The 20530-nt window shown below is 62.1% G+C and carries 20 protein-coding genes and 1 pseudogene; 8 read left to right on the top strand and 13 right to left on the bottom strand.

What is annotated here, in order from left to right; all coding sequences use genetic code 11:
• Positions 1-111: 111 nt before the first annotated feature.
• The 3 genes from NMAG_RS08380 to NMAG_RS08370 form a co-directional block, all read right to left on the bottom strand.
• Positions 112-987 carry a ribose-phosphate diphosphokinase gene (locus NMAG_RS08380; protein ID WP_004215633.1) on the bottom strand — a complete coding sequence of 292 codons (876 nt, stop codon included), beginning with the start codon at positions 985-987 and terminating at the stop codon, positions 112-114.
• Positions 988-1134: 147 nt separating this feature from the next.
• On the bottom strand, positions 1135-1689 hold the full coding sequence (locus NMAG_RS08375) for a hypothetical protein (RefSeq protein ID WP_004215634.1): 555 nt from the start codon (positions 1687-1689) through the stop codon (positions 1135-1137).
• Between the two features lie 97 nt (positions 1690-1786).
• On the bottom strand, positions 1787-2854 hold the full coding sequence (locus tag NMAG_RS08370) for an HVO_0234 family beta-propeller protein (RefSeq protein ID WP_004215635.1): 1068 nt from the start codon (positions 2852-2854) through the stop codon (positions 1787-1789).
• Positions 2855-3001: 147 nt separating this feature from the next.
• Here NMAG_RS08370 and glmM point away from each other — a divergent pair, with 147 nt between their 5' ends.
• Positions 3002-4366 (top strand): phosphoglucosamine mutase, encoded by a 1365-nt coding sequence (gene glmM, locus NMAG_RS08365; RefSeq protein ID WP_004215638.1) that lies wholly within the window; start codon positions 3002-3004, stop codon positions 4364-4366.
• A 324-nt stretch (positions 4367-4690) separates the two neighbouring features.
• Here glmM and NMAG_RS08360 read toward each other — a convergent pair whose 3' ends face one another.
• The 3 genes and pseudogenes from NMAG_RS08360 to NMAG_RS08350 form a co-directional block, all read right to left on the bottom strand.
• Positions 4691-5059, bottom strand: coding sequence for a cupin domain-containing protein (locus NMAG_RS08360; protein ID WP_004215639.1), 369 nt, complete (start codon positions 5057-5059; stop codon positions 4691-4693).
• A 399-nt stretch (positions 5060-5458) separates the two neighbouring features.
• Positions 5459-5848, bottom strand: coding sequence for a ferredoxin Fer (gene fer / locus NMAG_RS08355; protein WP_004215640.1), 390 nt, complete (start codon positions 5846-5848; stop codon positions 5459-5461).
• Between the two features lie 184 nt (positions 5849-6032).
• A pseudogene (locus NMAG_RS08350) lies at positions 6033-7255 on the bottom strand (anion permease).
• Between the two features lie 268 nt (positions 7256-7523).
• Here NMAG_RS08350 and NMAG_RS08345 point away from each other — a divergent pair.
• A complete protein-coding gene (locus tag NMAG_RS08345) occupies positions 7524-8270 on the top strand; it encodes a hypothetical protein (protein WP_004215642.1) in 747 nt (248 codons plus the stop codon).
• A 98-nt stretch (positions 8271-8368) separates the two neighbouring features.
• Here the strand turns inward: NMAG_RS08345 and NMAG_RS08340 are convergent, their stop codons facing one another.
• From NMAG_RS08340 to NMAG_RS22050, 3 genes are all read right to left on the bottom strand, one after another.
• The gene (locus tag NMAG_RS08340) at positions 8369-8797 is read right to left on the bottom strand and encodes a universal stress protein (protein ID WP_004215643.1); all 429 of its coding nucleotides are present in this window, start codon (positions 8795-8797) and stop codon (positions 8369-8371) included.
• A 38-nt stretch (positions 8798-8835) separates the two neighbouring features.
• The gene (locus NMAG_RS08335) at positions 8836-10017 is read right to left on the bottom strand and encodes an inorganic phosphate transporter (protein ID WP_004215644.1); all 1182 of its coding nucleotides are present in this window, start codon (positions 10015-10017) and stop codon (positions 8836-8838) included.
• A 105-nt stretch (positions 10018-10122) separates the two neighbouring features.
• Positions 10123-10275: a hypothetical protein gene (locus tag NMAG_RS22050; RefSeq protein ID WP_004215645.1), complete on the bottom strand. Its 153-nt coding sequence runs from the start codon at positions 10273-10275 to the stop codon at positions 10123-10125.
• Between the two features lie 52 nt (positions 10276-10327).
• Here NMAG_RS22050 and hisA point away from each other — a divergent pair, with 52 nt between their 5' ends.
• Positions 10328-11137 carry a 1-(5-phosphoribosyl)-5-[(5-phosphoribosylamino)methylideneamino]imidazole-4-carboxamide isomerase gene (gene hisA, locus NMAG_RS08330; RefSeq protein WP_004215646.1) on the top strand — a complete coding sequence of 270 codons (810 nt, stop codon included), beginning with the start codon at positions 10328-10330 and terminating at the stop codon, positions 11135-11137.
• 8 nt (positions 11138-11145) lie between these two features.
• Here the strand turns inward: hisA and NMAG_RS08325 are convergent, their stop codons facing one another.
• Positions 11146-12675: a TrkH family potassium uptake protein gene (locus tag NMAG_RS08325; RefSeq protein WP_012996567.1), complete on the bottom strand. Its 1530-nt coding sequence runs from the start codon at positions 12673-12675 to the stop codon at positions 11146-11148.
• Between the two features lie 154 nt (positions 12676-12829).
• Positions 12830-13114: a hypothetical protein gene (locus NMAG_RS08320; protein WP_012996566.1), complete on the bottom strand. Its 285-nt coding sequence runs from the start codon at positions 13112-13114 to the stop codon at positions 12830-12832.
• Positions 13115-13597: 483 nt separating this feature from the next.
• Here NMAG_RS08320 and hisB point away from each other — a divergent pair, with 483 nt between their 5' ends.
• Entirely contained in the window at positions 13598-14197 is a 600-nt protein-coding gene (gene hisB, locus NMAG_RS08315; RefSeq protein WP_004215649.1) for an imidazoleglycerol-phosphate dehydratase HisB, read from the top strand.
• Positions 14198-14208: 11 nt separating this feature from the next.
• Here hisB and NMAG_RS08310 read toward each other — a convergent pair whose 3' ends face one another.
• Entirely contained in the window at positions 14209-15021 is an 813-nt protein-coding gene (locus NMAG_RS08310; protein WP_004215650.1) for a hypothetical protein, read from the bottom strand.
• 242 nt (positions 15022-15263) lie between these two features.
• On the opposite strand from NMAG_RS08310, the gene NMAG_RS08305 reads away from it, so the two are divergent.
• From NMAG_RS08305 to NMAG_RS22440, 3 genes are all read left to right on the top strand, one after another.
• Positions 15264-15767, top strand: coding sequence for an amino acid-binding protein (locus NMAG_RS08305; RefSeq protein WP_004215651.1), 504 nt, complete (start codon positions 15264-15266; stop codon positions 15765-15767).
• A 28-nt stretch (positions 15768-15795) separates the two neighbouring features.
• Positions 15796-16410: an IMPACT family protein gene (locus NMAG_RS08300; protein ID WP_004215653.1), complete on the top strand. Its 615-nt coding sequence runs from the start codon at positions 15796-15798 to the stop codon at positions 16408-16410.
• Positions 16411-16694: 284 nt separating this feature from the next.
• The gene (locus tag NMAG_RS22440) at positions 16695-17195 is read left to right on the top strand and encodes a hypothetical protein (RefSeq protein WP_004215654.1); all 501 of its coding nucleotides are present in this window, start codon (positions 16695-16697) and stop codon (positions 17193-17195) included.
• Between the two features lie 37 nt (positions 17196-17232).
• Here the strand turns inward: NMAG_RS22440 and NMAG_RS08290 are convergent, their stop codons facing one another.
• Complete coding sequence (locus NMAG_RS08290; protein WP_004215655.1) at positions 17233-18120, bottom strand: hypothetical protein; 888 nt, start codon at positions 18118-18120, stop codon at positions 17233-17235.
• Positions 18121-18233: 113 nt separating this feature from the next.
• On the opposite strand from NMAG_RS08290, the gene NMAG_RS08285 reads away from it, so the two are divergent.
• Complete coding sequence (locus NMAG_RS08285; protein WP_004215656.1) at positions 18234-20522, top strand: S9 family peptidase; 2289 nt, start codon at positions 18234-18236, stop codon at positions 20520-20522.
• The last annotated feature ends 8 nt before the right edge of the window (positions 20523-20530 follow it).

Genomic DNA, 20530 nt, shown 5'->3' with positions numbered 1-20530 from the left:
TCGCTGCGGTTTGCTCCCGTTTCAGTCACCGAACAGCCGCCACGCTGGGCGGCTCGATCGGCAAGAATCAGATCGTGTACTCGAGTACCCGAGTACCGACACCACCAGCCCTCAAAGGTGGGCGGCGATCGACGGCGCGACCGAGACCGCACTCTGCTGGCGTTCGATCGTGTCCGTCCCGTAGATCGCTTCGACGCCGGCCTGCGAGAGTTTGGTGACCGCGTTGCTCGCGAGCAGCGGGTGGACGCACGTGACGAAGACACGACCAACGCCGCGCTCTTGCAGGACGGCGACGGCTTCGCTCATCGTCGACCCCGTTGCGATGATGTCGTCCGCGACGACGACGTCGCGGCCTGTGACGTCCACGTCACTCGGCGTGATCTCGACCTCCGTGCCGGAGTGGCGCACCTTCTCGAAGTAGTCCGTCTCGCCCGAACCGTCGCCGTAGGCGTCTCGAACCGTCTTGGCGAGGTCGGTCGCACCCGCGTCGGGCGAGAGGAAGACTGGATTCGTGAGGTCGTCGGGTAGCGGCTCCGCGAGGCGGTCCGCCGCGTCGATGGCCGTCGCCGTCGGCTCGAAGAACTCACAGACTGCGTCCTCGTGTGGGGTGACGGTGAGGACGCGGTCGGTGGTACTCGAGATGGCCCGTGCGACAGCGCGAGCCGAAATCGGGTGGCCGGCCTCGAACGCCTTGTCCTGGCGAGCGTAGCCCATGTAGGGGAGGACGGTGACGACCTCCGAGACGCCGGCTTCGCGGGCGGCGTCTTGTAGCTGGAGCAGTTCGAGGTGGGCGTCACTCGAGACGGTGGAAGCGACGATAATCGCGCGGTCGGTGTCGCCGATGCCGTCGCTGTCGGCCAGATCAGGGACGGTAGCGAGCAGTTCCCCATCCGGGAAACGGTCGTATTCGGCTGTGGCGAGCGGTTCCTCGAGTTCGCGTGCGAGCGCGGCGGCGAGCGCCTGGGAGGCGGCTCCGCTGATGATCATACTCGACACCACAGGATGGGGCGTAAACCAGTTTTCGTTCCTGTCCGTTGCGAGTCCTCGGTCCGTACCGACCTGTCGGGAACCCGTGGGACTGTCCCTCGACGTTACTCCCTCGCGAGTTCTGGGTCTCTGTGAGTCGCTGGCCAGTTACTCGTCGCCCTCGTCGAAATCAGCGTCGCCGTCGCCACACGGTCCGCTGTTCGTATCGGCGTGCGTCGTCAGCTCACCGTTGCGATTGATCGTCACCAACAGATTGAGACAATCTGGCTCGTTCCAGGACGTTGCGGTATCCTGTACCGGGTCGCCGTCGTCGAGCCGCAAAATAACGCGGAACTCGCCCGCGTCGTCGTCCCAGTCTCGGTCGAGGGTCGCGCCGTCGCCGGCACTCAACTCGTGGGTCGACCAGTGCTCGATTTCGCCATCGAACTCGAGTATGATGTTGACTGTGTGATCGTTTCCGCTCAGGTTCTCGACGGCGATATCGCCGAGGGCGGTGCTGTCGGCGTCGTCTGTGCCGGTCTCGTCTCCGTTTTCGTCACCATCACCTGGTTCGGTGTCGTCCTCGTCTCCGGTTCCGTCCGTCTCGGAATCGTCGTTTCCGTTCGGGTCGTCTTCGTTCGCGCTGCTGGAACAGCCGGCGATCGCTCCTGTCAGTGCAGTACCGCCGAGTGCCAGTAGCCGGCGGCGCGGAAGGTCGCTCATGGTCCGGACCGAGACAGTCACGGATAGTCAAGCTTCCGCTAGATCTGCCGGTTGATTTTCGGCTGCCGTTGTTGTCCTGTCTTCAGGATGAACAGTTTCATTCAGGGCGGACAACGAGCCCCGTCACACCGGTGACGCCGACCGACCGCTGTCGCCACGCATCCGGTGTGGTGGACGCACCCGACTCGGTCGTCGAGACGAGGACGGTGCCGCTTTCGGTGACGGCGTAGACCGATTCGAGGGTTGTCGCTGCTTCCTTTTCTGCCGTCGCTCGCGGGCCATAGCCGACGTCGACGATGCTCTCGTCGACCGGTTCGACCGGTACCTGCTCCCAGGTCTCGTCTTCGAACGCGTACAGGTCCGCTTCTGTCGTCTCGGCGCTCGCGGTCTCTGCAGCCGTTTCTGCCGTATTCGCTGCCGTGGCTGCCCCAGTTGTCCTCACAGCGTGTGCACGCGACAGCCGCCCCGGTTCAGCCTGTGGATCTGCTGTCACCGTCTCGACGGTCCCCTCGAGAACCTTCATCCAGCCGTTTCCGAGTCTGTAGAGCCCGTCCGCTGTCGCCGCGAGCGGCACCGCCCCCGCCGATACGTCGACAACGTCCGTCAGGCCGGCGTGCTCGAGTACCCACGCTCCAGCCGTCTCGCGAAGCCGGTAGACGCCGGCGTCGGTCGCGAGTAGGTCGCCGTCGATTGCACGGATCGTGGTTGGGTGACTGTCGAGCGCTTCGGGGCCGCCGCGTTCGAACTCGAGTTCTTCCCAGTCGCTGTCTCGTTGGGTCTCCCGTGGGTCGTCGCTGGGTTCGTATTCCCGAACGGCGATGCTGCCATCGGGTCTCGCAGCGAGGAGTGTCGTTTCGGTGACGCCGACTGCGGTTGCGGGTCCAAAACCGGTGTCTGTGAGGGAGAACTCGCTGGCTGCGTTCCGGTCGTCGGTATCTGTACGGTCGAGGTGCGCTTCTATACGAACGTCTTCGTCAGTTGCGACGACGACGCGGCCGGACTGGGTCGTTGCGATATCTCGTGCGTCACAGCGTGCACAGAGGCTGAACTCGCCGACGGTCTCGCCGGCGATGTGGACGCGGACGACGCCGATCGAACTTGCGACGTAGGCCTGGACCGCGCCAGCGCGGTCGCCGAAGACGCGCTTTTCCTCGATAGAGTCCATACTGCTGGGTTGGGTGGCTGGGCCGAAAGCGTTCCGCTGGCGCGGCGTCGGTGCTCCCTTCCGTGCTGTCGCGCCCATCGTAGTTCCTCCACCCACCGGATGTCTGCTCCGGAATCCCTTTGAGTAGTCCCGTCAGACTAGCGACCGATGGAAGTCTTCGGATCGAGCGGGACACGTGGCGTCGCCAACGAGGAGCTGACGCCGGCGTTCGTCCTGCGGGTTGCCAAAGCGGCGGGCACGGCCTGGCAGGTGGACCGGGTCGCAATTGCTCGCGACACCCGCTACACGGGACGGATGCTGGCCGATGCGGCAGCGAGCGGACTGACGAGTACGGGCACCGACGTCGACCGATTGGGAATCGTTCCGACGCCGGGCGCGCAGGGGTACGCCGAACGCGAGGGCGTCCCCGTCATCGTCATCACCGCCTCGCACAATCCGCCCCAGTACAACGGCATCAAACTCGTCGGCAGCGACGGCGTCGAACTCGCCGTTACTGACCTCGAAGCCGTCGAGGAGACGCTGCTCGCGGGCGAGTTCGCCGTCTCCCCGTGGGACGAGACTGGCCGAGTCCGTGACATCGACGGCGCTCGCGACGCATACATCGACGAGTTGCTCGCCGCCTCGAACCGCGAGGCGATCTCCGATGCCGACCTGACGGTCGCACTCGACCCCGGCCACGGCGCAGGGACGCTCACCAGCCCCGAGTTCTTCCGCGAACTCGGCTGTCGCGTCCGCACGGTCAACAGCCAGCCTGACGGCAAGTTCCCCGGCCGGGACCCCGAACCAGTTCCCGACAACCTCGGCGATCTGGGCCGCCTCGTCCGGACGACCGACGCCGATATCGGCATCGCCCACGACGGCGACGCCGACCGCGCTATCTTCTTCGACGAGAACGGCGAGTTCGTCTCCGGCGACGCAGCGCTGGCCGCCCTCGCTGCGGCCCAACTCGAGTCCGGCGAGACGACGGTGTCTGCGGTCAACGTCTCCCAGCGGCTCGTCGACGTCGTGACCAACGTCGGTGCCGACCTCGAACTCACGCCGATCGGGTCGACGAACATCATCACACGGATCGAGGAACTCGAGGCCAACGGTGAACACGTCCCGATCGCGGGCGAGGGCAACGGCGGCATCTTCTTCCCTGATTACCGACTCTCGCGCGACGGGGCCTACACAGCAGCCCGGTTCCTCGAGTTGGTCGCCGAACAGCCGGTGAGCGAAATCGTCGCACCGTACGACGGGTATGCGAACATTCGGCGCAATATCAAGTATGAGTCGACGGCCGAACGCGACGCGATGCTCGATGCGGCGGCGAATCACGCCCACGCGGCGGATGCGGAGTTGAATACGCGCGACGGCTATCGTCTCGATTACGGTGATGCCTGGGTGTTGGCTCGCCCGTCCGGCACTGAACCGCTCGTTCGGGTCTATGCGGAAGCGCGTGACGCGGACCGGGCGACCGAACTGGTCGAGGAGATGTACGAGACGCTCGCCGAGGCGAAGGCAGACTCCTGACCGCGTTGCTGTCTTCTGGGGGGAAGCGGATGCTGGCCGCTGTGTGGACTGAATGTTTCCCTTTGGATGATAGATTGTTTGTGTCTGGACTAGCTGTTCCGTCTTTCACCTGTCTCTGTGCAGGCTTTTCCGTTCAGCCAGTGCAGGGGTGTACCACCTCCCAAAACACCTGATATGGGTCTTGTTGCTCCCTCAAGCGGTGACAGATTTCAGCTGCCTTGCTGAACGCAGTGTGCGAATACACCACGGATTGAAAGACGACTCTCCTCACTGCTGGTCGTTATTTGCACTGTGCCGAGTAGAGAAGACGCATTGTCGGTGCCGTTACGGTTCGTATGGATGGATATCGTCGACTGACGGCGCGCCGAACGCCAATACTTCGACTGAAGAGGCGGACTGGTTGGGATTGTACGCGCGATGTGGACTCGTTGGTTCGGCAATAAACACCTCGTCCTCCTCGACAACGTACTCGTCATCAGGTGTCTCAACATGTAGCACACCGCTTATGACGTAGAACGCTTCTTCTTGTTCTTCGTGATAATGATACTGCAGCGGGATCTGTTCACCCGGCTCTGCAACGACATGGCTAATTCCAAGCGTTTCGAGTCCGATTGCACGGCCAATTGATCGGAATTCACGACCGGGGGAATCGAACGGTTCGATGTCGTTTGTGTTAACGTGATGATAGCCCATACAGCAAGAACATTCGTGTTTGAGTTAAGCTGTTCCCCGCCTGTCTCAACTGAGAGGCTATCGTCCAATCTCGTATTCAATACGACTTGATAGGAGTTGGTAGATTTTGATAGAGTTGAGACGTGCGTCCGCTCAAGCCCGGCGACACCAATGCCGGAGACACTCGAGACAATGCCGGAGACACCGTTCAGCGGCAAGTCTGGGGGTGGAACGTTTAGCAGAGCCCGCCAGACGGCTCTCTTCAAGCGGGCAAACGGCTTGTAGAGTGTCGAGGGTGCGGGAATCGAGACCGAGGCGTCACGAACGCGAGGAATCCCGATGACCTCGTGGACGACGAACGACAGGCTCAACGTGTCACGGACACACGCGAAAACGGAAAGCGGAAAACGGTGAGACCGCTTAAATGACGCGGTTCTGCAGGTAGTCGAGGTGCTTTGCGTTGTAGACCATCTTGACCTCGTCAGTCTCGGCGGAGCCAATGCAGGTCAGGCGGACGTTCTTGTCCTCGACCTCTTCGTCCGAGAGGATCTGCTGCATGTCCATCTGGATTTCGCCTTCCGTGACGATGGCTGCGCAGTTTGCACAGGCACCGGCGCGGCACGAGAAGGGCCAGTCGTAGCCCTGTGCCTCGGCGGCTTCGAGGATGTATTCGCCCTCGTTGACCTCGAGGGAGCCGTAGTCCTCTTCGCCGAAGTCGGCGTCTGCAGCTTTCTCGAAGAGGTCGTCGTCGTCCATTTCCCAACCCTGGTCGTCCAGCACTTCGTAGTTGAGGTATTCTACCGTGGGCATCAACCGGCGCTTCGAGTCCCGCACTGGTATAGCTTGCTGTTCCATTCTAAATGGTTTTTCACAAATAGCTGGCTATCCATCCAGAGTATTCGTCTTTCCGGCTGATTCACAGGCGGTACGAATGATCTGTGACGAGCGCAAGCGCCCCTTTCGCGATGGTGGCAAAGACAGCCTCCCTGTGGAGTCAGAAGCCGAATACCGGCAGGAACCGGAACGTAAGGAAGGCTCCGACCGTGGAGATAACGGGAACGACATTTTGCATGAGGATCACCCTGGCCGTCGTTGATGGGTTGAACAGATCAGCAGCCGTTGGGATGTCTTCGGGCTCTTCTTCCCGATCTCGGGCGGCGTTTCACCCTCTTCGTCGGCGGTGAGTGCACCGACGGAGACGTGGGTCTCCTCGCCGGCTCTGGCATCAGAGAGCGTTGTCGTCCGTGTTGCACGCCCCCAGCCGAGTCCGATGATGCTCATCGTCGCGATGACGACGAAACTCGCAGGGATACCGATCCAGGAAAGAGCAACGACGATGGTCGAGCTAACCACGGCGACGACGATTGCCGCCGTCAGCGGCAGGTTCGTGATGTCGTTACCGAGCGTATCGAGCGTTCGACGTGCGATAGTGAAACAGCCGATTGCGACGGCGATTGAGCCGATGACGATCAGCGCAGGCATTCCGAACGGGACCGACAGTGAGCCGAGTGTGAGTTCAGTACCCGTGCCAGCAACTGCGCCGTAGATCGGGGCAATCGCGTTCGCGATGTTGCTCGTTCCCGAGGAAAAGCCCATCAGACAGCCGATACCGACGACGACGAACGCACCTGTAATCTCCCGGCGGTCCGCACCGTCGCCGAACTGGAGCCGTGGAACGGTGCCTGACCGGTCGACGGTGATCATCTCTCGGCCGTCACGGCTGGCCTCGATCGCGATCCACTCGTTGATCTGCGGATAGAAGTATCGGCCGACAACACCTGCGACCCAGAAGCCGATGATTGGTGCGACGACCCACCAGATAACGATCTGGCCGAGCGTGTCCTAGGCGAGTTCACCCGTCGCGAGTCCGAGTGCGGCGATCGCACCGACGGCCGTCATCGAGGTCGAGGCTGGGACACCAGCGTAGTTTCCGACGAATAGCGCGCCGCCGATGAAGAAGAGGACGGCGACGTTCGAGCGCATCGTAAACACTGCCGTATCGTGAACGAGCTCGTTACCGAGCGTATCGACGACCTGCGGGCCGATCGTCGCCGCACCGATGAAGAAGAAAATCGACATGAGTGCCGCGGCCATCGTTTTCGTGATTACGTTCGCCCCAACCGCCGGACCGAACGCTGGCCCCGTCGTTGCTCCGCCGATGTTGTAGCCGACGAAGATTGCAACGAGAATACCCACGAGAAGCAGTACTTCCGTCACAGTGTGTACTCAAGCGAGCTAATCCTAAAAATAGACCCATTACATCGAGGGCAGACAATCGTGAATACAACCAGGTCGCCACCCTCTGGATTCTAGAGCAAAGAATTTCAACGTCGCCTACCGAATATTCTGGTAACATGTGTGCTAGTCGGATTTCCGTCGAACGCCGGGGGCAGCGGTGTGTTCCGGTGGATGGTCAGCGTCGATACGTCGCCTCTCATTCAGAATCTGGCACTGCCCGGTCGAGCGATACAGGTGCTACTCGCCGATGCTAAACCCGGTTCGTGTCGACGCAGCCGTTGATCTCGCCTACGGTGCGTTGATCGCGCTCTCGATCGTTCTGATCGCGACAGTCGAGACGAACGTCGGAATCGCGTTCGGTGTCGGCGTCTTCGCATCTTACGTCGTGCACGTCGTCTGGAAGATGGCGCGGTTCGATCCGGACTGGATGACCCAGGCAGTCGAAGAGACGGTCGGCGAAACCGTCGAGAAAGAAGTCGAAGTCGTCCAGACGCAGGTTGAGGAGACGGTCGAAGAAACCCTTGAACAAACGGTCGACGAAACCCTCGAGCAGACGGTCGACGAGACAGTCGAACGCCAGGTCGAGGGTGTGCAGGCACAGGTCGAGGAAACAGTCGAGGAAACGGTGGGAGAGACTGTCGAAGAGACAGTGGGCGAGACGGTTGAGGAAACGGTCGAGGAGACCGTCGGCGAAACAGTCGAAGAAACGGTGGGTGAGACGGTCGAAGAACAGGTTGAAGAGGTACAAGCGACAGTTGAGGAGACGGTCGAGCAAACGGTTGGCGAAACCGTCGAGGAAACAGTCGGCGAAACCGTCGAGGAAACAGTCGGCGAAACCGTCGAGCAAACGGTCGAAGAACAGGTTGGAGAAGTCCAGGCGAAAGTCGACGCCGTCGAGGAACGCGTCGACCGGCGTCTACGCGAGGACGAAATCGAAGAACTCATCGAAGAGTCAGTTGCGGACGACGCAGCCGATGAGGAATCCGAATCGTAGACTTCCGTGAGCGAATCGTAGACTACTGTGAGCGAATCGTAGACTACTGTGAGCGAATCGTAGACTACTGTGAGCGAATCGTAGACTACTGTGAGCGCCTAGTGGACGATCGTTACCGGCACCGGTGAGCGTTTCGACACTGTTTCGGCGACGTTCCCGACGAGGAATCGACGTGTCGCACGGTCCCAGTCTTCGCCGTGACTTCCGAGAACGATCGTGTCGTACTCCTCGGCACGGTCGACGATATTCCGTGCCGGATGACCGATACCGACAATCGTCTTGATCTCCCGGTCCCGTTCATCGGCGATTTCGTGTGCCAACTCGAACACCGGTTCGGCGCGCTTCGCAGCCGCGTCGCTGATGTCGTCCTCAAGCGTTAGTGCCACCGCATCGCCCATCATCATCGACGGAACGCCGACGACGTGCAGGACAGTGACGTCGGCCTCAGGAACGTTTTCGAGCGCGTACTCGAGTGCACGACCGGCGTGTTCGGACCTGTCCATCGGCACGAGAATTTTCGAGAGCATGTGCTGGGGTACGAGTCCTAGGTGCTAAGAACCTCGCATCACGCAACCCCTGGAAGGAGTATGAAGAATCCGTAGGCCAGCAGCGTCGACATCGACGGACCGATGATCCACATCGAGATGTACTTGATGACTGCCCGTGGATTGAACAGATCGGCTGCGTTGAGCACTTCTTCGGGTTCTTCTTCACCGATTGCTGGGGCCTGTTCACTTTCCTGTTCTTCGGCGACGATCGCACCCAGTTCGATATCGCGGTCTTGTGCGTCGGTGTCGCGGGTGACGGCCTCTCGGAACGTGATTGGGCGGGTTGCTCGCCCCCAGCCGATGCCAACGATGGTCATGACGGTGGCCATCACGAGGCTGATTGGAATGCCGATATAGGAGAGCGCGGTCGTGATCGTCGAAGCAGTTACCATCACGAATAGTGCGGCGAGGAGCGGAATGTCGCTCAGTTCACCGCCGACAGAGTCCATCGTTCGTCTGGCGATCGTAAAGCCACCGAGTCCGATTGCGGCGGTTGCGATGATGACTGCTTGTGTCACTTCCAAGCCAGCCTCACCAACCAACGGCGCCGCGGCGTTCGGGACGTTGCTCGCGCCGGCACTGAACGCCATGTAACAGCCAATAATGAGGACGACGACCGTCGTTGCGAGTTCCTGGGCGGTCGTATTCGGTCCGAGCGCCGGTTTCGGGACTGCACCCTGACGGTCGAGGCTGAGGAGCGGGCCGTCGGTGCTTTTGATGTCGACGCGCTGGTTGACCCACGGGTAGAGATACCGCCCGATAATGCCGCCGATCCAGAAGCCGATGATCGGTGTCACGACCCACCAGGAGATGATTTCGGCGATCACCGCGTAGTTGAGAGTCCCGGTCGCCAGCCCGAGTCCGGCGATTGCACCGACGGTCGTCATCGACGTAGGGACGGGAACGCCGAAAATGTTGGCGACGAGGATGCCGAGGCCGATAAAGAAGAGGACGGCGACGCCAGCCGAGAGCGTGAGATCGATCGTAATGATATCCTCGCTGAGTGTTCCCATGACGTTCTGTCCAACCGTCATCCCGCCGAGGAACACGAACACGGTCATGATCGCTGCCGCGGCCGTCTTCGTGACGATGCCAGCGCCGACCGACGGCCCCCACGTGATCCCCGTCGACGATCCCCCGATATTGAAACCAACGAAGACAGACGCGATAATCCCGACTACGAGAAGCGTTTCTACCATCGACAACAAATACGACTATCCGGATAAAATAAGTACTGGACCCGTTCTGTCCCGTCTGTCGTGTTTGCAACGTCTCTCCCTGTCAAATTCTTGCTGTCGTACGGCTCAGATACCTCTGAGAAACGCGATACCGACGACGGTGACGATCGACAGAATCAGCTGTAGCGGCGCGCCGACGCGAAAGCAAACCGATCCAACTAACCGAAGAACAGCAAACTCATCCGGCGCATCGAAGAACAGCAAATCGATCCGGCGCATCGAAGAACAGCAAACCGTCGCCTTTACTCGGATGCACCCCGCTCACACACGTATGACTGACGCAGACGACTCGTCTTCTCACACAGACTCGAGTGACCCCACTGACCCGACCAGCTTCGACGTCATCCCCGCCGTCGACATCCAGAACGGCGAGGTCGTCCAGCTCGTCCAGGGCGAGCGCGGCACCGAGAAAACCTACGGCGACCCCGTCGACGCCGCCACACGCTGGCTCGAGGCCGGCGCCGACTCGCTCCACCTCGTCGACTTAGACGGCGCGTTCGACGGCGAGCGCGAGAACACCGCCGCGATCGAGAGCGTACTCGAGTCCGTCGATGTCCCGACGCAACTCGGTGGCGGGATTCGAACGGCCGCGGACGCACGGGACGTACTCGACCGCGGCGTCGACCGGGTTATCCTCGGCACTGCGGCGGTCGAGGACCCCGATATCGTTGCGGAAATCAGTGAGACGCATCCCGACAGCGTCATCGTCAGTCTCGATGCGAAAGACGGCGAGGTCGTCGTCGAGGGCTGGACCGAGGGTGCGGGCGTCTCGCCGGTCGAAGCGGCCGAACGCTACGAGGAACTCGGGGCTACCGCAATCCTGTTCACCAACGTCGACGTGGAGGGGCAACTCGAGGGCGTGGCCACGGAACCGGTCCGCGAACTGGTCGACGCCACGGATGTCCCGGTGATCGCGAGCGGGGGTGTGGCGACGCTCGAAGATATCCGGGCACTCGAGGAGGCGGGTGCGGCGGCGGCCGTGGTTGGAAGTGCGCTGTACGAAGGGAATTTCACGCTAGAGGAGGCGAAGGCTGTGGTTGGCGACGATGGTGACGATGGTGACGATAGCCACGACGAGTAACCGACCGATCAGGATCGCCAGTACGCCGGCAACAGCAGGACGAGGACGGGAACGATTTCGATTCGGCCGATCCACATCATGATGACCATGACGGACCGCGAAAAGGCCGAAAAGTCGTTGTAGTTCTCCATCGGACCGGCGAGTTCGAACGCGGGGCCGATGTTCATGAAGATTGAGGCTGCAGCACCGAGTGCGCCGAATTCGCTGACGTCGGTGCCGGCGCGTGCGGCGTCGACGACGAGCAGGACCGTCAGGCCGAAGAAGATGACGATGGCGAGCAGGACGTAGCCGAAGATGTCGTTGACGGTCTCCTCGTCGACGACACTGCCACTGACCCGGAGCGGGCGGACTGCCTCGGGGTGGATCGCCGTGAAGAGATTTCGCTTGAACGCCTTCAGGACGACCAGCCAGCGCAGCGACTTGATCGAACAGGTCGTACTCCCGGCCATCCCGCCGATGAACATAGAGAGAAACAGCATATGCTTCGCACCAGGACTCCACTGGTTGAAGTCCATGCTCGCGTAGCCGGTCGTCGTCACCAGCGAGACGACGTTGAACACGCCGTGGCGGATCGTCGGCTCGATACCCAGGTCGAGGTCTGCATCGAACGCGAGAATCCCGACGACGAGCGCGCTGAACAGAGCGAGTACGCCGAGATAGAATCGGAGCTCTTCGGACTGCAGCGGGCGCTCGAACTCCCCTTGCGTGATGTAGTAGAGAAGGACGAAGTTGGTCGAGCCGAGGATCATGAACGGGATGATCGACCACTGGACAATCGGCGAGAACGCGGCGATGCTGTCTCCTTCCGGCGAGAAGCCGGCGGTCGCCACACTCGTCAGCGCGTGCGAAACTGCGTTGAATAGGTCCATCCCGTCCGCGAATCCCAGGAGGTGCAGTCCGTAGAAGACGGCGACGGCGAGGAGCGTGAGCCCAACGTACAGCCCCCAGATGAGCCGTGCCGTTTCAGAGATGTGTGGTCGAAGCTTGCGGACGTTTCGCGTCTGACTCTCGGTTTCCATCAGCTGTGCACCACCGACCATCAGGTGTGAGAGCAGACCGATCGCGACGATCAGGATCCCGAGCCCGCCGAGCCACTGGATGAGCTGTCGCCACAGCAAGATCGAGCGCGGCTGGTTGTTGAAATCCCACTCCTCCATGACGGTTGCGCCCGTTGTCGTCAGCCCGCTCATGCTCTCGAAGAAGGCGTTGATCGGTGTGTTGATGAGCCCGGTAAAGGCGGATTCGCCGGCCGAGCCGGCCCCTGCGAAGAGAAACGGGATTGCACCGACGCTTGCGACGCCGAGCCACGTGAGCGCAACCATCAGGAACGACTCGCGCTGGCCGAGCTCGCGGTCAGCACTCAACTGCTCGAGTGCCAGCCCACTCGCAATCGCAACGGCGATAGCGACCAGGAACGGAACCGGGTCGTTTCCGTCGAGTACTGCGAGCAACGCCGGCGCTGCGAGCGGGATTGAGAGCCACCGCAGCACCGTTCCGGTGAGGCTACAACTCGAGCGCCAGTCGACACGAATCCTCATTCAGGTAGCCACACCTGGGATACGGGGGGAAATAATCAGTTCGGAAGGTATCGAAGACGACGACAGCGGGGTGTCGCCTCGATACGTACTCTCGAAAGTATGTACGGTGGGGGCTATATGGGGGCGGGAATTGGGGAAACGCGTCGGTTCAGGCTCACCCGCGCTTGTAATCGTGGCCGATGTACAGCGTGAGGATGTTGATACCGAGCAGTCCGAGGAAGATGAGCGTTGCTCGCGGGTCTCCGAGCCCCTGTGCTAGCAGGGGGAGGTAAATGAACGGTAACCCGACGGCCGCCCAGAAACTCAGGAATTGCGTTGATCCCTTGAGGACGTTTCGGGCGCTGCTCGTCGTCGATTCTGCCTGCTGGTCGCCGTCCGTTCCTGACGGCGGCACGGACTCGTTCGAAAGTGGGGAGGGGCTGGGCGTTGAGTTAGACATCGCGGGTCACCTCTTCGTATCAGCGACATTCACTGCATGTATCATATAAGCGCCCGACGGTTGGGACTATTTCGGTCCGTTTCACACCCGTAGTGACACCAAAACTACCATTTTAGACTCTTCTAAACGCGACGAGACGTTTTATAACTCGATTTAAGGAGGTCTAACCGGTATCGGGTTCGATTTCAAACACTCGCGTGAGTAGGACATTCGTTCTCCATGAACCGTGCTCGTAGCACCCGACTACGCTCGGGCGTGTCGACTGCGTCGACAATCGTCTTCAGAGATTAGTCTCGTTTCCTCACCGCTATTCGTCCGGCACACAGTCGTTCGCATCCGATTGAATCTGGTTTCCTGTCGTCGCTCATCACTCGCGCCTGGCACTTATCGCTCGCTGCGCTCGTCCCAACCGCCGCGCTTGCCCCAACCGCCACGCTCGCCGTGAGCGCAACCCCCTTGTAGCGAGGGCGCAATCGCTTCCACATGACCACGAGCGAGCGTCGCGCCACCGTTACGCGCGACACCGGCGAGACGGAAATCGAATGCACACTAACCGTCGACGGCGACGGTTCCGCCACCGTCGATACCGGCATCGGCTTCTTCGATCACATGCTGACCGCCTTCGCTCGCCACGGCCTGTTCGACCTCGAACTCGAGTGCGACGGTGATCTGGAGATCGACGATCACCACACGGTCGAGGACGTGGCAATTGTGCTCGGATCGGCGTTCGACGAGGCGCTCGACGACCGCGCGGGGATCGTCCGGTACGCAGATCGGCGGGTGCCGCTGGACGAGGCGGTTGCGGACGTGGTGGTCGACGTGAGCGGGCGGCCGCGCTTTTACTTCGATGGGGCGTTTTCCCAGGACCAGATCGGCGAGTTCACGAGCGATATGGCGCGTCATTTCGCGGAGTCGCTGGCGATGAACGCGGGACTGACGCTGCACGCGGGCGTGACTGGCGAGAACGCGCACCACGAGGCTGAGGCGTTGTTCAAGGCGCTGGCGCGGTCGCTCGACGATGCGACGCGAGTGGATGAACGAAGAGAGGATGCGCCGAGTACGAAGGGGACGTTGACCGAGTAGCCGGCAGTGTCTCAGGCGCGGTGAAGCTGTCCGCCCCGTTCGGTGAACTCCTCCTGCTCGAGTGCGTGATCGACGATGGCCTCGGCCTGCTCGGCTTCGAGGTCGTACGCGCCGGCAGCGAGCGATTCGACGGCGCTGCGGTCCATCGGCAACTCACGGTTTCGCAGGAGGCGGATGACCTTGGGGTAGGCTTGTGGTGTGCTGGGTGTCTGTGTTTGCGTTTGCGTCTGTGTCTGTGTCTCGCCGGTACTCTCTGTACTGGTTGTCCCGGTTTCGCCAGTTGTCGCCGCTGTGTCCGGTTTTGCGTCCGTTGCTGGCTCCGTTTCCGTCTCTGTCGTTGACGTTGTCTCTACCGTTGGCTCCGTTTCCGTCTCTGCCGTTGACGCTGTCTCTGTCATTGGCCCCGTTCCTGCGTTTCCGCCAGTCTCACTCGCAGGCGCAGCCTCGCTCTCGACTGCGTCCTCAACCGCGTCCGATGCGCCGAACGTGATCTCGTTTCCGCGAGGTGCGGACGTTGCTTCGTCTCTATCCTTGCTTTCGGGTGCGTTCTCGTCCTCACGACCGGCCCTGTCCACGGTGTCCTGCTCACGCCGCTCGACAGCACCAGCTTCGCTTGGATCGTCGGCCCCGTCGGACTCCACGACCGGTTCGCCACGAAGGCGAGCCAGCAGGGGTTCGAGGAGCGTTCCGAGCCGGTCCTTGCAGGCCGGACAGAGCACCACCCGTCGTTGCTCGGCGTCGGTCGGCTCGAGTTCGGGCGGGAGGACCTCGAAGGTGCCAGCGGCCTCGCTGTCACAGAAGTCACAGTGCTGCAGTGCGCGCATGGGATGCGATAGCGGGCGGGCCGGTAATAAACGTCCGTCAGACGCGTTGTGGGAACTCAGTCGATCGGCCAGATTCGGCGGACCACATCCACACCCCTACCCTACCCTACCCTACCCTACCCTACCCTACCCCACCCCCACCCACACTCATCCACACCTACCCACACCCTCACCGACTCGGCAAGCCGACCGGATGTCGATCACCGACCATTATACCTGGGCACTCGTATACCCACCAACGAATGTTCGACGAGATCATGGAGAAGTTCGAGGGATCCCCGAGCCAGCAGGCGGTTATCCGGCTCCTCCTGGAGCGCGGCTTTTCAGTTAACGACGACGGCCGCGTCGTCTCGGGCGGCATCGAGATCCCGAACACCGGCATCGCCCGCGAGATCGACGTCGATCGTCGCGTCGTGGACTCCACAACGAACGCGATCCTCGACGATCCCGAACTGCGGCGGATCTTCCAGAACATCTCGCAGGTGCCGAGCCTGATGGACCTCGCACCCGTCCTCGACCTGACGGTGCTCTCGATTGCCGTCGACAACGCCGACCAGAAGGGCATCGTCGCCCAGGTCACCGGCACGCTCGCCGATAACGACATCTCGATCCGCCAGACGATCAGCGAGGACCCCGAGTTCACCGACGAGCCGCGACTGTACCTGATCACCGACCAGGACATCTCGGGAACGGCGATCACCGAACTCCGAGACCTCGAGTTCGTCCGGAAGATCGAACTGCAGTGAGCACGAACACGCAGGACACCCACAAGCCGTGAGTCGGACCTACAACACCATCGCCGAGGCCGCAACCGCCGAGTTCGTCGTCCAGGGCTCCGAGTTCATCGGCCACGCCCGGCCCGTCGACGCCGTCGACGACGCAGAGGCGTTCATCGAGGCCATTCGCGAGGAGTACGCCGACGCAACCCACAACGTCCCCGCCTACCGCGTTCGCGCCGACAGCGACGGCGATCTCTTGCGGGAGTACTCGAGTGACGACGGTGAGCCAGCCAGTTCAGCGGGGAAGCCGGCACTCAACGTGCTCACCCAGCGCGAGATCGAGAACTGCGTCGTGGTGGTCACGCGGTACTACGGCGGGACGAATCTCGGGGTGGGCGGGCTCGTCCGGGCCTACTCCCGCGCGGTGAAGGATGCCGTCGATGCGGCGGGTGTCATCGAGGAGCGTCCGCACGAGCGCGTCTCGATCACTGTCGAGTACGACGACTCCGGCACCGTTCGCGGCATTCTCGAGAGCGAGGGCTACGAGTTCGACGCCGCCTACGAGGCTGACGTCTCGTTCGGCGTTCGGGTGCCCGTTGCCGACGCCGAGGCGCTCCGGGATCGGATTCGGAGCGCGACCAGCGGGCGGGCGGTACTCGAGTCGGCCTGAGTTCTCTTCCTCCCCTGTTCGCTCTCTTTCCGGTGGGTAGTAGCACGATTTCTTCATCCAAAACTGACTGTGAAGCTGAACCGTAGCAGTCGGCAACTACGTGTGCTTATTGGGGGTGAGCGTTCAATCAGGGTACGGTGGTGTTCGGAGTGTCGTGCTGCATGCATTGGGTGTGTGCAGTACGGATACGCACCAAACAGATACCGACCCGACTCGCTTGATACAGACGGCGATCTCGGCTACAGTAAATCTCTTAAACAGATAGCAAAAATCACTCACATGTCATGTGTGCCCGCTACCGCAACAGTGCGATCGGGGGACGAGTAGCTGAGTCCGTCCTCGCAATCCTCGCATTCCTCCTTGCAGCTGGAATAGTCACCGAATCCCCGATTCTCCTTGACACCGTCCCCGAACTGCTTTGGATCCCACTATCGATTCTCGTTCCTGGGCTTCTCGCTCTTACCGTTCTGGTCAGTGTGCTGGCACACGGAATCCGACTCGGTTCGGCAGTTCTCGATTCCGGTGATCGGATCCAGCCCGGTGACACAGCAGTGACTCGGATCCTCGCTTCGGTCATGCTCGGAATTCTTGCTATGTACACCTTGTGGTGGGTCGTTGCAAGCCTGTATGTCCACTATCTCGCGCCAACGGGCGGTGTTTCCCCAGCGATCTGGCCGCCGTTGTTTGGCGGGGTACTCGGCGCTCTCGTCTTGATACAAGCTGTGTTCTTTCAGTTGTTCCCGGAAGGGCCACTATCTCGGCTGGAAAGCCTCTCCGCCGGATGATCCTCCTTCTATCACCTACCCACCACTACTGGGACTTTCATGAGGGCGGAAGCGTTGCCGTCTGATCCGAGAGCTGTGACTCGATTGCAGCGAGGATTTTGTCGGGTGACTCGAGTGCGTCGCGGTCGAGTCGCGTATCGAACAGGCCGCGGTCGAAGACGAGTTCGTCGTCTCGCAGACGGACGTGGTCGACGGTTTCCCAGGAGACGAACGTGCTGGTTAGCGGGCGTTGTTTGACGAAGCCGGTTTCGTGGATTCGGATCTCGGGTGTCGTCCCCAGCCCGTCGATCTGGAACCGTCCCTCGATCAGGCCGGTGGTGAGCCACAGAACACCGAGTGTGCCCCAGACGAGCGTCGAGAGCCAGTCGCCGGCGACTGCGTAGACGACGGCGAGACCCAGCCAGATGACGAGCAACACGGCGTCCATTCTGGGTGATCGTGGCGGCTCCCACCGACACGTCTGGAGCGGGCTGTCTGCCGTTACCGTTTCTGCGTAGCGGGTCGATGCGATCGCACGGAGCGCGTAGCCAAGGATGACGAGTGCACTCATCGAGCCAACCGAGACGAACCCGAGTTCGGTTCCAACTGGGCCGAAAATGGCCGCGAAGCCGACGACGGCGAAGGGGACGGCTGGCAGCGCGATCACGAGATGCCGGCTTCGCCTGCTCCCGAGGCGGGCCAGAAGATCGGGACTGAAGCGGACGAGACCGACACCGAGCAGTGCGCCAGCGCCGAGTCCGAGCAGCGTCGAGCCGAGGACGACGGCGAGAGTACCGTCTCCCGCGACCGTTGTGGTCAGCGCGACGGCTGCACCGAGGATACTGAAGAAGCTTGCGACGGCAACCGAATCCGTTGCCGGAGGGAGGGGGGACGACTGCGCGATGGCGGAGCCATCAGTGGCGTCGGTGGACGAGCGGCCGGACATGTACGTGCCACATACGTACGAACTGCTGACACATAGCCGTACTGCAACTCACTGTCCCGGTCGCGTTCTCCGGTGGACCAACCTTTTTTACACACACCTCGGTACCGAACTGCATGAACACGATCGAGGCGACCGACTTCTACGACCTGCGGCAGGTTTCGGATCCACAGCTCTCGCCTGGCGGCGAGCGCGTCGCATACGTCGAACAACTCCCCGAAGACGAGGAATCCTCCGAGGCAACCATCCACGTCGTCCCCGTCGGCGGTGACGAGCCAACGCAACTCACGATTAGCGAGGGTGTCGACAGCCAGCCCCGCTGGAGCCCCGACGGCGACCGCCTCGCGTTCGCCAGCACCCGCGGCGAGGACGACGACCGCCAGCAACTCTGGATACTCCCCACGACGACCGGCGGTGAAGCCCGCCAGCTCACGTCCGTCGTCGGCGGCGTCACCGGACTCGAGTGGAGTCCCGACGGCAGCCGTCTCCTGTTCACCCAGCAGGTCACCGCCGACGACCGCGAGGAGGGGCGCGACCTCGCCGTCGACCCTGAGTACGAACCCGAGACGCCCGACCCGCGCGTTATCGACCGCATGATCTACCGCGCCGGTACGGAGTACATGGACGGCCGGCGGAGTCACGTCTACGTCCTCGATATCGAGGCTGCACTCGAGTCCGATCCATCCGATCCGACTGATACTGATTCCGAGGATACGGACGCGATCGAACGCCTCACTGACGGCGACGAAGACCATATCGGAGCGACCTGGGGTGACGACGAGACGGTCTACTACGCGGTCAAAACCGCCGAGGATGCGGTCGAGGCAGACGACTCGAGCCGGTACGACCTGTACGAACACGACCTCGAAACGGATGAGGCAACGGCCTTCACGCAGACGACCGGCTGGGTCACCGAACTCGAGGCGACGACAGATGGGCGGATCGCGTACGCATTCACGCCTGAAGAACAGGCCTCGCTACGCCAGACTGACGTTCGCGTGCACGACCGCGAGACTGGCGCGGAGACGACGCCGACGGCGTCGCTGGATCGGACGATCGACGGCAACTTCACCTGGGCGCCGGACGAGGAGCTGCTGTACTTCACGACGCCGGATGAGGGGGCGAACGTGCTCTGGTCGGTCAACGTGCCGACGACGATCGACAGCGATGAGGAAGCACTCGAGGAGCCGACCCGCGTTTACGGCGATGACGTGACTGTGTCGGGCTTCTCGGTCGGCGACAACGCCGTCGCGCTCGTCCAGAGCGAGTGGGACCACCCTGGCGACATCTTCGTGACGACCCGCGGCGGAAACGAGACGCACCGACTGACGCGCGTCAACGGCGACCTCCTCGCGGATCGAGCGGTGCGCCAGCCGGAGGAGATCTGGTTCGAGAGGGGTGACGCCGGGATTGAAGATGCCGACGGCAACGGCAACAGCGACGGCGACGGCAACAGCGACGACGGCGAACGCAACCAGATCCAGGGCTGGCTGCTAACCCCACCTGAATTCGACGCCGACGCCGCGAGCGGCCCGGACGAAACCTACCCGCTCGTCGTCGAAATCCACGGCGGTCCCCACTCCCAGTGGACCACCGCGGGGACGATGTGGCACGAGTTCCAGACGCTCGCGGCACAGGGCTACGTCGTCTTCTGGTCTAATCCCCGCGGCTCGACGGGCTACGGCGAGGACCACGCCATGGCGATCGAACGCAACTGGGGCGATGTGACGCTTGCGGACGTACTCGCGGGCGTCGACGAAGTCTGTGAACGCGATTTCGTCGACGAGGACGAACTGTTCGTCACCGGCGGGAGCTTCGGCGGATTCATGACCTCGTGGGCGGTCACCCAGACGGACCGCTTCACGGCCGCAGTCTCCCAGCGCGGCGTCTACGATCTCACCAGTTTCTACGGCTCGACGGACGCGTTCAAGCTCATCGAGGGCGACTTCGACACGACACCCTGGGAGGAGCCCGAATTCCTCTGGGAGCAGTCGCCCGTTGCACACATCCCGAACGTCGAGACGCCAACGCTCGTGCTCCACTCTGATCGGGACTACCGGACGCCTGCGAACACCGCCGAACTGTTCTACCTCGGTCTGAAGAAACACGGCGTCGACACCCGTCTCGTCCGGTATCCGCGCGAGGGCCACGAACTCTCGCGTTCGGGTGAGCCGGGCCACATCGTCGACCGACTCGAGCGCATCGTCCGCTGGTTCGACGGCTACGCCGACTCCCGTGAGGTCCCACCGGCACTCGAGCGCGACCCGAACGCGGGGCTGTCAGGAGGACTGGACGAGTCAGATGATGGGGAGGGCGAGAGCGCGAGTGAGAACGCAAACACAAACGCGAACGCGAACGTAAACGCGAACGCGAACGGGAACGAGGCGACGAGCACAGACGACTGACGGGGTCG

The organism is Natrialba magadii ATCC 43099 (assembly GCF_000025625.1).
Taxonomy (GTDB): domain Archaea; phylum Halobacteriota; class Halobacteria; order Halobacteriales; family Natrialbaceae; genus Natrialba; species Natrialba magadii.
This window is presented reverse-complemented; position numbering and strand designations above follow the sequence as displayed.

What these genes read in the sequence shown, in the direction of transcription:
- NMAG_RS08335 (WP_004215644.1), bottom strand. Translation starts at nt 10,017, where the DNA reads ATGGTAGAAACGCTTCTCGTAGTCGGGATTATCGCGTCTGTCTTCGTT.
- hisB (WP_004215649.1), top strand. Translation starts at nt 13,598, where the DNA reads ATGACCACGAGCGAGCGTCGCGCCACCGTTACGCGCGACACCGGCGAG.
- NMAG_RS22050 (WP_004215645.1), bottom strand. Translation starts at nt 10,275, where the DNA reads ATGCGCCGGATCGATTTGCTGTTCTTCGATGCGCCGGATGAGTTTGCT.
- NMAG_RS08285 (WP_004215656.1), top strand. Translation starts at nt 18,234, where the DNA reads ATGAACACGATCGAGGCGACCGACTTCTACGACCTGCGGCAGGTTTCG.
- NMAG_RS08305 (WP_004215651.1), top strand. Translation starts at nt 15,264, where the DNA reads ATGTTCGACGAGATCATGGAGAAGTTCGAGGGATCCCCGAGCCAGCAG.
- NMAG_RS08380 (WP_004215633.1), bottom strand. Translation starts at nt 987, where the DNA reads ATGATCATCAGCGGAGCCGCCTCCCAGGCGCTCGCCGCCGCGCTCGCA.
- NMAG_RS08310 (WP_004215650.1), bottom strand. Translation starts at nt 15,021, where the DNA reads ATGCGCGCACTGCAGCACTGTGACTTCTGTGACAGCGAGGCCGCTGGC.
- fer (WP_004215640.1), bottom strand. Translation starts at nt 5,848, where the DNA reads ATGCCCACGGTAGAATACCTCAACTACGAAGTGCTGGACGACCAGGGT.
- NMAG_RS08290 (WP_004215655.1), bottom strand. Translation starts at nt 18,120, where the DNA reads ATGTCCGGCCGCTCGTCCACCGACGCCACTGATGGCTCCGCCATCGCG.
- NMAG_RS08375 (WP_004215634.1), bottom strand. Translation starts at nt 1,689, where the DNA reads ATGAGCGACCTTCCGCGCCGCCGGCTACTGGCACTCGGCGGTACTGCA.
- NMAG_RS08360 (WP_004215639.1), bottom strand. Translation starts at nt 5,059, where the DNA reads ATGGGCTATCATCACGTTAACACAAACGACATCGAACCGTTCGATTCC.
- NMAG_RS22440 (WP_004215654.1), top strand. Translation starts at nt 16,695, where the DNA reads ATGTGTGCCCGCTACCGCAACAGTGCGATCGGGGGACGAGTAGCTGAG.
- NMAG_RS08320 (WP_012996566.1), bottom strand. Translation starts at nt 13,114, where the DNA reads ATGTCTAACTCAACGCCCAGCCCCTCCCCACTTTCGAACGAGTCCGTG.
- NMAG_RS08345 (WP_004215642.1), top strand. Translation starts at nt 7,524, where the DNA reads ATGCTAAACCCGGTTCGTGTCGACGCAGCCGTTGATCTCGCCTACGGT.
- NMAG_RS08340 (WP_004215643.1), bottom strand. Translation starts at nt 8,797, where the DNA reads ATGCTCTCGAAAATTCTCGTGCCGATGGACAGGTCCGAACACGCCGGT.
- glmM (WP_004215638.1), top strand. Translation starts at nt 3,002, where the DNA reads ATGGAAGTCTTCGGATCGAGCGGGACACGTGGCGTCGCCAACGAGGAG.
- hisA (WP_004215646.1), top strand. Translation starts at nt 10,328, where the DNA reads ATGACTGACGCAGACGACTCGTCTTCTCACACAGACTCGAGTGACCCC.
- NMAG_RS08325 (WP_012996567.1), bottom strand. Translation starts at nt 12,675, where the DNA reads ATGAGGATTCGTGTCGACTGGCGCTCGAGTTGTAGCCTCACCGGAACG.
- NMAG_RS08370 (WP_004215635.1), bottom strand. Translation starts at nt 2,854, where the DNA reads ATGGACTCTATCGAGGAAAAGCGCGTCTTCGGCGACCGCGCTGGCGCG.